This window comes from Paenibacillus tyrphae, assembly GCF_024158745.1.
Lineage (GTDB): Bacteria > Bacillota > Bacilli > Paenibacillales > NBRC-103111 > Paenibacillus_G > Paenibacillus_G tyrfis_A.
Genome location: NZ_JAMZAW010000002.1, coordinates 69,582 through 83,438 on the forward strand (window position 1 = coordinate 69,582; position 13,857 = coordinate 83,438).

11 protein-coding genes are annotated in these 13,857 nt (G+C 56.9%); all 11 read right to left on the bottom strand.

Annotated features, from left to right (window positions below):
- Nucleotides 1-209: 209 nt before the first annotated feature.
- The 11 genes from prpB to NI000_RS02915 all read right to left on the bottom strand — a co-directional run bounded on the left by prpB (nucleotide 210) and on the right by NI000_RS02915 (nucleotide 13,733).
- Entirely contained in the window at nucleotides 210-1,118 is a 909-nt protein-coding gene (gene prpB, locus NI000_RS02865; RefSeq protein WP_253407545.1) for a methylisocitrate lyase, read from the bottom strand.
- A gap of 45 nt (nucleotides 1,119-1,163) precedes the next feature.
- The gene (locus NI000_RS02870) at nucleotides 1,164-2,624 is read right to left on the bottom strand and encodes a bifunctional 2-methylcitrate dehydratase/aconitate hydratase (protein WP_301292307.1); all 1,461 of its coding nucleotides are present in this window, start codon (nucleotides 2,622-2,624) and stop codon (nucleotides 1,164-1,166) included.
- Nucleotides 2,625-2,645: 21 nt separating this feature from the next.
- On the bottom strand, nucleotides 2,646-3,776 hold the full coding sequence (gene mmgD / locus NI000_RS02875; protein WP_253407547.1) for a citrate synthase: 1,131 nt from the start codon (nucleotides 3,774-3,776) through the stop codon (nucleotides 2,646-2,648).
- Between the two features lie 130 nt (nucleotides 3,777-3,906).
- Nucleotides 3,907-4,782 carry a LysR family transcriptional regulator gene (locus NI000_RS02880; protein WP_253407549.1) on the bottom strand — a complete coding sequence of 292 codons (876 nt, stop codon included), beginning with the start codon at nucleotides 4,780-4,782 and terminating at the stop codon, nucleotides 3,907-3,909.
- Between the two features lie 159 nt (nucleotides 4,783-4,941).
- Nucleotides 4,942-5,343 (bottom strand): acyl-CoA thioesterase, encoded by a 402-nt coding sequence (locus NI000_RS02885; RefSeq protein WP_082420643.1) that lies wholly within the window; start codon nucleotides 5,341-5,343, stop codon nucleotides 4,942-4,944.
- 106 nt (nucleotides 5,344-5,449) lie between these two features.
- Nucleotides 5,450-7,207 (bottom strand): pyruvate kinase, encoded by a 1,758-nt coding sequence (gene pyk / locus NI000_RS02890; RefSeq protein ID WP_253407551.1) that lies wholly within the window; start codon nucleotides 7,205-7,207, stop codon nucleotides 5,450-5,452.
- Complete coding sequence (locus NI000_RS02895) at nucleotides 7,200-8,174, bottom strand: acetyl-CoA carboxylase carboxyl transferase subunit alpha (RefSeq protein WP_253407552.1); 975 nt, start codon at nucleotides 8,172-8,174, stop codon at nucleotides 7,200-7,202. Before NI000_RS02895 ends, pyk begins: the two co-directional genes overlap by 8 nt.
- On the bottom strand, nucleotides 8,167-9,090 hold the full coding sequence (accD, locus tag NI000_RS02900) for an acetyl-CoA carboxylase, carboxyltransferase subunit beta (RefSeq protein WP_253407553.1): 924 nt from the start codon (nucleotides 9,088-9,090) through the stop codon (nucleotides 8,167-8,169). The genes NI000_RS02895 and accD overlap by 8 nt, the downstream gene beginning before the upstream one ends.
- Before the next feature lie 32 nt (nucleotides 9,091-9,122).
- On the bottom strand, nucleotides 9,123-9,314 hold the full coding sequence (locus NI000_RS02905) for a hypothetical protein (RefSeq protein WP_010496159.1): 192 nt from the start codon (nucleotides 9,312-9,314) through the stop codon (nucleotides 9,123-9,125).
- Between the two features lie 131 nt (nucleotides 9,315-9,445).
- A complete protein-coding gene (locus tag NI000_RS02910; RefSeq protein ID WP_253407555.1) occupies nucleotides 9,446-9,940 on the bottom strand; it encodes a phosphatidylglycerophosphatase A family protein in 495 nt (164 codons plus the stop codon).
- A gap of 106 nt (nucleotides 9,941-10,046) precedes the next feature.
- A complete protein-coding gene (locus tag NI000_RS02915) occupies nucleotides 10,047-13,733 on the bottom strand; it encodes a DNA polymerase III subunit alpha (protein WP_253407556.1) in 3,687 nt (1,228 codons plus the stop codon).
- Between the last annotated feature and the right edge of the window lie 124 nt (nucleotides 13,734-13,857).

Below are 13,857 nucleotides of genomic sequence, written 5' to 3' on the forward strand. Positions count from 1 at the left end.
CATTTCGATTGCTTTCTACATCGTAATTCGACAATGTTAAGAGAACGTGCTCTTTTTGTTAATTTTATGTAAACGCAAGGGAAAATACACCTAAATCTTCTCCCTAGGGGATTCATAAAGAGCTTTATCATTATACAACGAAAAGAGCTCCCGAAGGAACTAGCCTCTTCAGGAACTCTTCACGTTACAATCGTTGGAAATCAAAGGAGCTATTCGGTTGGCGGCAGGACGGTTTTAGCGATTTTCCCGTCCAAGACTTCGTAATCGTAATATCGGATCGTATCGTACAGCTCCCTGCGGGTTTGCATGTCCTGGAGCGATCCCGCTTGCGTCCCGGTGCGGCTGATTTCCGAAAAAACGCGCTCGTAGGCTTTGGCCGCTACCCGCAGCGAGGTTACCGGATATATGACCATATTGAAGCCCCAAGCCTCGAACTGCTCTGCGGTATAATACGGCGTTCTTCCGAACTCCGTCATGTTCGCCAGCAGCGGCACATCGATGGCAGCTCGGAACCGCTTGAATTCCTCCTCGCTCTCCAGCGCCTCCGGAAAAATCCCGTCCGCTCCCGCCGATAAATAATGCTTGGCCCGGTCTACCGCCGCATCGAAGCCTTCTACGCTTTTGGCATCCGTGCGGGCAATGACAACCACCGAAGGGCTGATTTCCTTGATCGTCTTGATTTTTTGCATCATTTCTTCGCTTGAAACGAGCTTTTTGCCGTTCAAGTGGCCGCATTTCTTCGGCATTTCCTGATCCTCGATCTGGACGGCGGCAGCCTTGGCTTCGACCATTTCCTTGGCCGTCCGGGCTACGTTCAAAATGCCGCCGAAGCCGGTATCGATATCGACCAGCAGCGGAAGCATGGAAGCACGGACGAGCTCGCGGGCCCGTTCCGCGACTTCATTCGAATAAATCAGCCCGAGATCCGGCAAGCCCCGGCTGGCCGTATAGGCGGCGCCGGACAAATAAAGCGCTTCGAAGCCGACCTGCCTCGCTATTCTGGCCGCCATCCCGTCGTGTGTACCGGGAATTTTGAGAATCGGGCCGGCTTCCATCCGTTTGCGAAAAGCGGCCGCCAGCTCCCGTTGGTCCTTCTCTTGCTCCATCAACCATGCCATCGCTACTCCTCCCGGGAAGTCGTATTCCGCAGCCTTACCGTTAAACTAAATGACGTACAGATTCATGTATTCATTTACCGGCATTTGCTCCAACCGCTCCAAGTCAAGCGACAGTTCGAGGATTTGCGCCGCTTTTGACTTAGGAAACCTCGTCAGCAGATTGGCTTCGAACTTATCGATGACCTTCGGCAGTCCTTCGGCCCGGCGTCTGCGGTGACCGATCGGGTATTCGCATTCCACGTTCGCTGTCTCCGTTCCGTCCGTGAACCCGATTTGGATCGCATTGGCAATCGACCGTTTGTCCGGGTCGAGGTAATCCCGACTGTACTGCGCATTTTCCGTGACGACCATCTTGTCCCGAAGCGCATCGATTCGCGGATCGCCGGCCGCCTCATCCTCATAATGCTCCGCCGTCAACTCGCCATGCAGCAAGCCTACCGCCACCATGTATTGAAGGCAGTGGTCCCGGTCCGCCGGGTTATGCAGCGGGCCTTTCTTATCGATGATGCGGATGGCCGATTCATGCGTCGTGATCGTAATCCGGTCGATCTGATCCAGCCGGTCCTTGATCTGCGGATGCAGCGCAAAGGCGCATTCGACGGCGGTCTGGGCGTGGAATTCGGCCGGGAAGGAAATTTTAAACAATACGTTCTCCATCACGTAAGAGCCGAACGGGCGCGCAAGCTTCAGCGGCTTGCCTTGGAACAAAACGTCCTGGAAGCCCCACGTTTTGGCCGAAAGCGCGGTGGCGTACCCCATTTCGCCGTTGACGGCCATGAGGGCCAGACGGACTGCGCGGCTGGTCGCATCTCCGGCCGCCCACGATTTGCGCGATCCCGTATTCGGCGCGTGCCGGTACGTGCGCAAGCTGCCGCCGTCCAGCCAAGCATTGGAAAGCGCGTTGATCACCTCGTCCCGGGTGCCGCCCAGCATCGCCGTAACGACGGCCGTTGAAGCGATCTTCACCAGCAGCACGTGATCCAGCCCCACCCGGTTGAAGCTGTTTTCGAGGGCGAGCACTCCTTGAATTTCGTGCGCCTTCACGGCGGCGTCCAGCACGTCCCGCATCCGCAAAGGGGCTTTGCCTTCTGCGATCCGGACGCGGCTGAGATAGTCGGCTACCGCCAAAATACCGCCCAGATTATCCGAAGGGTGGCCCCATTCGGCGGCCAGCCATGTATCGTTGTAGTCGAGCCAACGGATCATGCACCCGATATTAAACGCCCCGTGTACGGGATCGAGCTCATAGCGGGTTCCCGGCACCCGGCAGCCGTGAGGCACGGTGACGCCCGGCACGACGGGTCCGAGATGCTTCACGCATTCCGGAAAGCGCAGCGCCAAAATGCCGGTGCCGAGCGAGTCCAATACGACGTGCTGTGCAATGCGCCGGGCTTCCGGACTTTGGACTTCGTATGCAAGCGCGTAATCCGCGATATCCACTAATAGTTGATCCGCAGCGGATGCGGTTCGTCCTTGTTCATAGGCCATAGATGGGTTTGCTGCCATATCGATGTCTCCTCCCGCTAGTTATGAGCCGACCGAGGCCGAATTGGGATGCAGATCGCGCGGTCCCTTGTACAGGACACGTGGCCGGAAAAGCCGGTTGTTCGCATGCTGCTCCATCACGTGTGCGCAGACGCCAACCGTCCGGGCGGCGAGAAAGACCGGGGTAAACAGATCGATCGGAATACCCAGCAAATAATAAACCGGCGCGGCATAGTAATCGAGGTTCGGATACAATCCTTTTTCGCGGTTCATCACCTCTTCGCCGATGACGCACATGCGGTACAGCTTCTCTTCGTTTTTGGCTGACGCCAGCGCGGCTAACGCCTCTTTCATCAGCATCGCGCGCGGGTCCGGCTTCTTCATGTACACCCGGTGGCCGAAGCCCATGATGCGTTCCTTGCGGGTCAATTTGCCGAGGATCAGCGGCTCCATCCTGTCCTCATCTCCCGCTTCCAGCAGCATCTTCATCACCGCTTCGTTCGCTCCGCCATGCAGCGTTCCTTTCAGCGAAGCGACGGCGCCGGTCAGCGCCCCGTACAGATCGGCCTGCGTGGAAGCAATGACGCGTGCGGCAAAGGTGGAGTTGGGCATTTCATGCTCGCTGTATACAATCAGCGACTGATCAAACGTCTTCTCTTCCATCTCGGAAGGAACCTTCCCTGTAATCATGTACAAGAAGTTGGCGCTGTACGAAAGGTCTTGGCGGGGTTCCACCAGAGGCTGCCGCATGGACGCATGATAGCTGGCCGCCACGATCTGCGGCACCTTAGCCAGCAGCCGGATCGATTTGCAGTAATTCGCTTCCCGCGACCGGTCCTCGATATCCTGATCATAGCCGGCAATGGCGGAAATGCCCGTTCTCAGCGCATCCATCAGATGCGTCTGCTGCGGAAGCAGGCGCAGGATCGTCAGCGCATCCTCCGGCAGTCCGTACTCCGTCTTGAGGCTGAGCTCGAGAGCATTGCGCCATTCGGGTGTAGGCAGGCTGCCGTCAAGCATTAACGAAACGACGTCCAAATAAGTAACGGTTTTGGCCAATTCGATAAGATCGTAACCCCGCAGCACAATTTGTTCTTTTTCGACATCCAAATAAGAAATTTCAGTTTCGCTCGCGATAACGTTTTCAAGGCCGGGCTGGAATGATCCGCTCATCGTTCTTTCGCTCCTCCCGATGGTTTGGCTTTGCCCCTACAGTATATCGACCCGCTGGAAATCACGTCCAATATCCGTTAAGTCCTTCCTGATACGCAGAACGTATCAAGCCGGGCAACCGGACGCTCGTTCAACCGCCGAACGCTTGGCTGAGCTTTAAAAATTCGTGCAGCACTTGCGACGTCTCGTCTTTCCGCCAAATAAACGCCGTTTCCAAAACGGCGGCTTCCCGAATATCCCGGTAAACGACCCCTTGATTTTGCTGGTGCCGAAAAGACGCGGGAACTAAAGCGACCCCCATCCCTTCGGCTACGAAGGCGACAACGGTTAAAATTTCAGGCGCTTCCAGCGCAACATTAGGCGAAAATCCGGCTTTATAGCATAAATGGATGATCGCATCGTGATAGGTCGAACCGTTTTGCCTGGGAGACAAAATAAAAGGCTCGTGCTCCAGATCGCGCACGCTAAGCGATTGTCGGCCGGCCAGCGGATGCGCTTCAGGAAGCACCGCCATAAACGGCTCGCGCATAAACAGCTCCGTATTTAAATGCGGACTGTGAATCGAGTTGCGCACAATTCCAAGATGGATGCTTTTTTCATGCAGCGCTTGCAACTGGCTCCCGCTCTTCATTTGATGAAGCTTCAATTCCACCGAAGGAAAACGCAGCCGATACTGCTGCAGCAGCGGAACGATGTGATAGGTCGCCGAACCGACAAAGCCGATCGCCAGTCTGCCCGTTTGCCCCCGGCTCGCTTTCTCCGCCGCCTCGCGCGCTTGCTCCACACGCGCTAACGCCGACCGCGACTCCTCTAGGAACACTTTCCCCGCGTCCGTTAATTCGACATGCTGCTTGCTTCGGGAAAATAACGAGAATCCGAGCTCTTCCTCCAGCTTGCGGATTTGCTGGCTTAACGGGGGCTGCGCCATATTGAGGCGTGCAGCCGCCCGGCCAAAATGCAGCTCCTCCGCAACGGTAACGAAGTATCGCAAATGACGCAGTTCCATCGTGCCTCTCTCCTTTGATCGTTCAATCCTTCGCTTGTACTTAAATTATACAATAGGGACGAATCATTTTGGTAAATATAGCATAAAAAGGAATAGGACCTGACCAAGAAAGGCCAAGTCCTTCATTATTTTTTAGGTTAGCGGAATTCGAGATGCACTTCAGCCCATGGCTTTGGCAAGGAGGGCATATAAATCCGGCACTTCTCTGTCGATCCGCACCGGCTTCCAATCCTGGTTCAACCAGACGTGCTGCGTTCCCCCGGTGACCAGCAGCTCCTCGCCGCGTTTAATTTCGTAAGCGAACCGGATCCGAAGACTCGTCAACTCGACAACTTTGGTATCTATCGTCACCAGATCGTCGTAACGGGCGGGCGAGCGGAATTTCAGGTCCGCTTCGATCACCGGCAGCAGCAGGCCGCGGGTTTCCAGCGCTTGATAAGGCATACCCAGCTCGCGGATCATCTCGGTCCGGCCAACTTCAAACCAATTCAAATAGTTGGCGTGATATACGACGCCCATCTGGTCCGTCTCCTGATAGCGGACGCGTAAAGTATGCTGCATACAAACCTCCTGAATTCCCATGGAAGATACTTGTAAAGCAAAGGAGCGAAACCGCTGTTCGATTTCGCTCCGATTATTCTGCTATTGTAAAACTTCGACGACTTTATTACAGCACGCGGGCGCGGCCGGAATAGATGACGCCGACTTCCGGATAGATGGATACTTCATCGTTGTCTTTCAAAATACCCAGCGCGTTGTTTACACCGACAATGACCGGTTTGCCCAAGCTGATGCCGACAACCGCCGCATGGGACGTAATACCGCCCGTTTCGGTAACCACTGCCGCCGCTTTCTCGAAGGCCGGCATGTAGTCTTTATCGGTCGTTACGGTAACCAGAATGCAGCCCTCGGTCGTCTTCGCATTCGCTTCTTCGGCGGAGCGGGCCGTCACGACGTGGCCTGTGGCGATTTGCGTGCCGATTCCTTGGCCTTTGGCAATCATTTCACCGATTTGATGAACTTTGATCAAGTTGGTCGTTCCGGAGCGGCCGACCGGTACGCCTGCAGTGATGACGACGAGATCACCCAAGCTGACGAGGCCTGCCTTCACGCTGGCGTCTACGGCATGCTCGAACAGTTGGTCCGTCGAGGTGCAGGTCTCGCCCTTCACCGGGATAACGCCCCATACGAGCGACAGACGGCGCAGCACGCGATCGTTTGGCGTTACCGCGATAATCGGCGCTTTCGGACGGTACTTGGACACCATACGCGCCGTATAGCCGCTCTCCGTGGAAGTCAGGATCGCTTTGGCGTCCAGATCAAGCGCCGAGTTCGCTACCGCTTGGCTGATCGCCTCGGTTACGGTCGTCTGCTGCGCATTGCTCTGACGGATGAAAATTTCACGGTATTCCAGCGCCGTTTCCGCACGCTCGGCGATGCGGGCCATCGTCTGAACGGACTCTACCGGATATTTGCCTGCCGCCGTTTCACCGGACAGCATCACGGCATCCGTACCGTCGAAGATCGCGTTCGCCACGTCACTCGCTTCCGCACGCGTCGGACGCGGGTTGCGCTGCATGGAGTCCAGCATCATCGTAGCCGTAATAACCGGCTTGCCGACCTGGTTACATTTTTTGATCATCGCTTTTTGCACGATCGGCACGTCTTCGGCCGGAATTTCCACGCCGAGATCGCCGCGCGCTACCATGAGACCGTCGGATACCTCCAGAATTTCGTCGAGGTTTTCTACGCCTTCCTGGTTTTCGATTTTGGAAATGATTTGAATATGCGTTGCGTTATGGCGGTCTAGAATTTCACGGATTTCAAGGACGTCGCTCGCTTTGCGCACGAAAGAAGCAGCGATAAAATCCACTCCCTGCTGAATGCCGAAAATGATATCGTTCGCGTCTTTTTCCGTGATGCCCGGCAGGTTGATTTTCACCCCAGGCACGTTCACGCCTTTCTTGCCTCCAAGCAGTCCGCCGTTTTTAATCCGGCACACGATATCGGTTCCGCGGATATCCTCAACCGTCAGTCCGATCAAGCCGTCATCGATCAGAATGGTGGAACCGATCTTTACATCTTTGTAAAGGTCCCTGTATGTGATGGAAACACGCTCGGCATCGCCGAGTACTTCCTCTGTCGTTAAAGTAATCAGATTGTCTTGGAGCAGCTCGACTTTTTGATCGTCCTTCAGTTTGCCGGTCCGGATTTCCGGTCCTTTGGTATCAAGCAGAATGGCTACGCTTTTGCCGAGCTCCTGACAAGCTTGACGCACGTTCTTGATTCTGTTGCCATGCTCTTCGAAATCGCCGTGGGAGAAGTTCAGACGAGCAACGTTCATCCCTGCATCAATGAGCTTCTTGAACATGTCCAGCGATTCGCTGACCGGTCCGATGGTACACACAATTTTTGTTTTACGCATGATTTCCCTCCTGGATGGTGGTGAACCGACCGATTTGTCTAAATTTGTTATAACGGTCTTCTATTAATTCATTCTCCGTCATCTTGAGCAATTCCTGCAAGTGGGTCCACAACATTTGCTTAATCGATTCCGCCTGCAGGACAACATCCCGATGGGCACCGCCCTTCGGTTCGGGAATGATCTCATCGATAACGCCGAGCTTCAAAATTTCGTCCGCCGTAATCTTCATCGCTTCGGCAGCTTCCATCGATTTTGAAGCGTCTTTATATAATATCGAGGCCGCGCCTTCCGGACTGATGACCGAATAAATCGCATTTTCAAGCATAAATACGCGGTTGCCTACGCCAAGCGCCAGAGCGCCGCCGCTGCCGCCTTCGCCGATGACGACACACAAGACGGGTACCCGCAAGGACGCCATTTCCATCAGATTCCGGGCGATCGCTTCCCCTTGCCCTCTCTCTTCCGCCGCATTGCCGGGATAAGCGCCTTTCGTATCGATGAACGTGATGATCGGGCGCTTGAACTTGTCCGCCTGCTTCATAAAGCGCAGCGCTTTGCGGAAGCCTTCCGGATGCGGGCTGCCGAAGTGACGCGCAATGTTGTCCTTCGTGTCTTTCCCTTTCTGATGGCCGACCACCGTCACCGGGATGCCGTTAAAACGCGCGATGCCTCCCACAATGGCCAGGTCGTCGCCAAATAAACGGTCCCCGTGCAGCTCAATGAAGTCGGTGAACAGATGCTGAATGTAATCAAGCGTCGTCGGGCGTTGCGGATGACGGGCAACCTGCATTTTTTGCCGGGTCGACATACCGGCGTACAATTCCGTTTCGAGCTGCTCCAGCCGCTGCTCCAAGCGCTTGATCTCCTCGGAGAAATCGATCTGCTTGTCCGCTCCGAACTTGCGCAGCTCGTCGATTTTGGCGCGAAGCTCGACTAGCGGCTGCTCAAAAGGCATTTCACTAGCCATTAACGGTTTCCTCCTTTACCGCGTGCATGCTAAGAAGACGGGTCAACGTACTGCGCATTTCTTTGCGGTGCGAGACCAGGTCCACTTGTCCATGCTTCAGGTTGAATTCCGCCGTCTGGAAGCCTGGCGGCAGCTTGATTCTCATCGTCTGTTCGATGACCCGTCCGCCGGTAAAGCCGAACGCCGCGCCCGGCTCGGCAATGATGTAGTCTCCAAGCATCGCGAAGCTCGCGCTGACGCCGCCGAAGGTCGGGTCGGTAATGACGGAAACGTACAGGCCGCCCTGCTCGTTCAGCTTGGCAATTGCCGCGCTCGTTTTCGCCATTTGCATCAGGCTGAGAATGCTTTCCTGCATCCGCGCGCCGCCCGATGTGGAGAAAATGATAACCGGCCGGTTCGTCCGGGTCGCATGCTCGATCGCGTTCGTCACCTTTTCGCCGACAACCGATCCGAGCGATCCGCCCATGAAGTCGAAGCTCATCACCGCTACGACGACCGGATACCCTCCGATCGTTCCTTCGCCGGTAATGACAGCGTCCTGCATGCCGGTAGACTCAACCGCCTTGTTGTACTTGGCTATGTAGTCGGGGAATTCGAGCGGGTCCTGGGATGCCATCTCGCTGTCAAATTCCACAAAGCGGCCTTCGTCCATCGTCATCTGGATGCGCTCTACGGCATTCAGCTTGTAATGGTACTCGCAAGCGGTACATACCTTTAAATTTTTATCAAGCTCTTTGTTGTACTGGATCGTCCCGCATTTGGGGCACTTGTTCATCAGGCCTTCCGGGATTTCACGCTTCGGACGCTCCTCGGGAACGTCGATAGCTCCGTCCATCACCCGGTTCGGAGCCGTCCTGTCCACGGAAGGAACCGTGGCATATTTTCTTTTTTTCTGAAACAAGTCTTTAAATTGCACAATTACACCTCGCTTGCGGTATTGGGACTTGTTTAGGATCTATGCAAAATGGAGTTCAGCACTTCCTGAACCTCTTCCAATTCGCCTTCGGGAACGACGATTTCAAACTGATTTTTGGTCATGTTGATAGCGCGGACTTGAACAAGGAAGCCTTCTTCCGTAAGTCTTTGCTTGATTCTTTCAGCGATTTTAGCGGTCGGAGCGATATAGATAACCGTCCACATGAAAAAAGACCTCCCGAACATAATGCAATAATGATATCATAAGTGCACTTTTTCCCGCAACCGAAGTTCGGCATGCCGGAAGGGGAGGTCTTTATCCTTAAAAATGTGCGCCGTTTCGGCAAATCTCGACGTCAGGTTTGCGGCGAGAGGCCGTCCGCCTCGTCCTGATGCTTGTGCGCGATCCGGGCCGAAGCCGCGGCGGCAAGCCCCGCCACCAGGTCGTCCAAAAAAACGTGAATGCGCTTCGGATGGTCGTTCAGCTCGCGGATGATGCCCGGCTTCTTCTTGTCCAAATAACCGAAGCTAGTCAACCCGACCATGCCATATACGTGAACGATGCCGAGCGCCAAGGTCTCGTCCACGCCGTACAAGGGCGCGTCCATCTCCATCAATCCCTGCAGCGGCTCGGGCAGCCCTTTCCGTTCGGCCAGCTCGTCCAGCGCGATTCCGGTATAAAGCACGTATTGGACTTCGCGCTTTTGGAGAACCGTCATGACGCTCTCGATGCACGCCTCTGCGGAAAGGGCGGGATTATAGGGAAGCTGCAGCTCGCGCACAATGTCCGCTATGCGTTCGACGGTTACGCCGCGCTTCTTCAAACATTCGACAATAAGTTCGCAGGACATAAAAACAACGCCTCCTCCGGTTCCATTCGTAACTCGTGCAAACCGGCGAGTCTCACGTCTCGCCGACTGGGTGTGGGTTACTAAATGTATGCGGGGGAGGCGCGATTTATTTCACTTTAACGCTCTCTTTGCCGAGCAATTCCTCGATGCGGGCGAACAGCTCGGGAGACGGCTTTACCTTGTATTGGTCGCTTAAGCCAAGCGTTTTCTGGGTCCGCTCGTAGTACAGCACAACCGGCAACGGACCGCCGTGTCCGGCGATCAGCCGCTTGAGCGATTCCAGCACCGCCGGCTGCTCGCGCTGCGGGGAGATGCGCATGTAGACGCGCTGCTCCGTCGTTGCGGCGCGGGGACCGCGGGCTGCGGCAACTTCAGCGGCCCGGGCAGGCTGGTCCGCAGCCTTCCGCGCCGTCCCGCCCGGCGAGGGCCCGGACGCTTGATCCGCCGCCGGAGAAGTCGCCGCGTACCGGCTTCGCGATTCGCGCGCAGCCTCCGCCGAAGCTGTGCCGCGGGGCGTGAAGCCGGAAGCGCGCCGCTGACCGCTTCGCGAGGAGCCCGCCGGGAGCGGGGCCGGCTTGACCGCCTTCTGCTCCAGGTGCGGATCGTCCAGCGCGATAAGCTGATCGGCCAGCAGCTTGTAGTCTTCGTCCCCGAGCTGAAGCTTGGCGACGACCAGCACGGGCTTGCCCTTCTGCACCAGTGGGGCATACTTTTTCCACGTTTCCGGGAACAGCACGACCTCCGCCTTGCCGACACGGTCCTCCAGCTCCATGAACGCCATCGGCTGGCCTTTTTTCGTGACGATCGTTTTGTTCGAAATGACCAGACCCGCAACCATGACGTCGCTGCCGTCCGGATACTCCTGAAGCCGGGACAGCAGGTCCGTCTCCAGCTTCTGCAGCACCGCATCGAAGTCGTCGAGCGGGCTGCCGGAAATGTACAGCCCGAGCAGCTCCCGCTCCAGCTCCAGCTTTTGCGTCAGTGTGAACGGAGGAATCTGAGGGTATTCGACCTCCCAGCTGACCTCCTCCGTGAAGCCGTCGAGCACAAGCTGCAGATCTTCGCGGTCCTTGCGCCACTTGACCGCCGCATCGACGGCATCTTCCAGCATTGCAAGCTGCTGGGACCGGTGGCCCGGCAGCGAATCGAGCGCGCCGCCTTGAATCAGCGACTCCATCACGCGCTTGTTGCAGACGCGCAGATCGACGCGCCGGCAAAAGTCGATCAAGCTGGAATAAGCGCCCGTACGGCGTTCTGCGATGATCGATTCGATCGCGTGCGTCCCGACGTTCTTGATCGCCGCGAGGCCGAAGCGAATCGCCCCGCCGCTCTCCGCCGCAACCGGCGTAAACAGAAAACCGCTTTCGTTCACGTCGGGCGGAAGCACGGCGATACCCATGCGGCGGCATTCGTCGGCGTATTCCGCGATTTTATGATGGCTTCCCGTCACTGCGGTCAGCATCGACGCCATGAACGGTACGGGGTAATGCGCCTTCAGATACGCCGTCTGGAACGCGAGCACGCCGTAAGCCGTCGCATGCGCCCGCGGGTAGCCGTAGTCGGCGAAGCGGACGATCATGTCGTATACCCGGTTCGCCTCGGCTTCGCTATAGCCCTGGCTGAGGCTCCCTTTCACGAAGTGGTCGCGCTCCTTGTCCAGCACTTCCCGCTTCTTCTTGCTGACCGCCCGGCGCAGCAAATCCGCTTCGCCGAGGCTGAATCCGGCCATCTTCGAAGCGATCTGCATGATCTGCTCCTGATAAATGATGATCCCGCACGTGTCCCGAAGAATCGGCTCCAGCGCCTCATGCGGGTATTCCACCGGCTGCTGCCCGTGCTTGCAAGCGATATATTTCGGGATGAATTCCATCGGGCCCGGCCGGTAGAGCGCAAGCACCGAGATGATGTCCTCGAAGTTCGACGGCCGCAGCTCCTTCAGCACGCGGCGCATCCCGGCCGACTCGAGCTGGAAAATACCCGTCGTATCGCCCCGGCTGAGCAGCTCGTATGTCGCCGGATCGTCGTCCGGCACTTTCGTCCAGTCGAAGGGCGCTCCCGTCTGCTCGCAAATCCATTCCAGCGTGCGCTCGATGATCGACAGCGTCCGCAGTCCGAGAAAGTCCATCTTCAGCAGGCCGATCGCTTCCAGATGCTCCATCGTATACTGCGTCAGCGCCGTCTGCTCGGTTCCTTCCTGCAGCGGCACGTACTGCGTCAGCGGCTCGCGCGAAATGATGACTCCTGCGGCATGGGTAGAGGCGTGGCGGGGCATCCCCTCCACCTTCATCGCCAGCTCCAGCAGCTCCGCCGTTTTCGGCTGCTTGGCGGCAAGCGATTTCAGGTCGGGGCTCGTGCGCAGCGCTTCCTCCAGCGTTATGCCGAGCTGATGCGGGATCAGCTTGGCGGCGCGGTCCACCTCGCCGTAAGGCATGTTCAGCACCCGGCCGACATCGCGCACCGCTCCTTTGGCGGCCATCGTTCCGAAGGTGATAATTTGCGCCACCCGGTCCCGGCCGTACTTGTGCACGACATAGTCGATCACCTCGTCGCGCCGGAGGTCACTGAAGTCGATATCGATATCCGGCATCGATACCCGCTCGGGGTTCAGGAACCGTTCGAACAGCAGGTTATAGCGGATCGGGTCCACATCGGTGATGCGGAGCACGTAAGCGACGATGCTCCCCGCCGACGACCCCCGTCCGGGTCCGGTCGCGATCCCCTGCTCGTGAGCGAAGCGAATGAAGTCCCATACGATCAGAAAATAATCCGAATATCCCATCCGCTCGATGACGGACAGCTCGTAATGCAGCCGATCTTCCAACTTGTTCCGCCATTCGGCGTCGTTCCATTCCTCAGCCGCGCCGTACCGCTGCTCAAGGCCCTGCCGGCAAAGCTGGGCAAGATACGTCCCGGCCGTCATGCCGCCCGGAATCGGGGCGAATTCCGGCAAAATCAACTGTCCGAAGTCGAGCTCGAGATCGCACCGCAGAGCTACCTCCAGCGTATTGGCGAGCGCCTCTGGCGCATGGGCAAACAGCTCTGCCATTTCGTCCGGACTCTTCAAATAAAGCTGCGACGTATGAAATTTAAGCCGCCCTTCGTCCTCGACCGTTTTGCCCGTACCTATGCAAATGAGGATGTCCTGGACCGCATGGTCCGGCTCGCGAACGTAATGCACGTCGTTGGTCGCGACCAGCGGAATGCCGGTGTCGCGGGCAAGCCTGAGCATGTCCTGCATCACTTTCTTTTGCTCTGTCAGGCCGTGGTCCTGCAGCTCCAGAAAGAAATCGTCTCCGAAGATCGCCCGGTAACGCAGCGCCGCCGCCTTCGCCTCGTCGTAGCGCCCGTGAAGCAGATGCTGCGACACCTCGCTGCCAAGACACGAGCTGGTGCAGATCAGCCCTTCCGCATAGCGCTCCAGATGCTCCAGATCGATCCGCGGCTTATAGTGATAGCCTTCCAAATGTCCGATGGAGCACAGCTTCATCAGATTTTGATAGCCGATTTTATTTTTGGCGAGCAGAATCAGGTGATAGATCGGCTGCTCTTGCCGGCTGCCTTTTTGCCGGATGGAGCCCGCAGTAAAGTAAACCTCGCACCCGATAATCGGCTTGATCCCCCGCTGCTTGCACGCTTTATAAAATGGAATGGCGCCGTACATCACTCCGTGATCCGTCAGCGCCAGCGCCTTCATGCCGAGTTCGGCCGCACGGCCGACCAAATCGTCGATGCGCGCGGCACCGTCGAGCAGACTGTATTCGCTGTGCACATGCAAATGTACGAAATCGCCCATCCGGGCCGCCTCCCCGCGTTTGAAATATTTATCCATAGTTTAGCATAATGCGAACAAGTGTGCCATATATTTAGTAAGGCGAAGTCGGCCAAGCCCCGAACGGCTGGGAACGGCTCAACAGGTC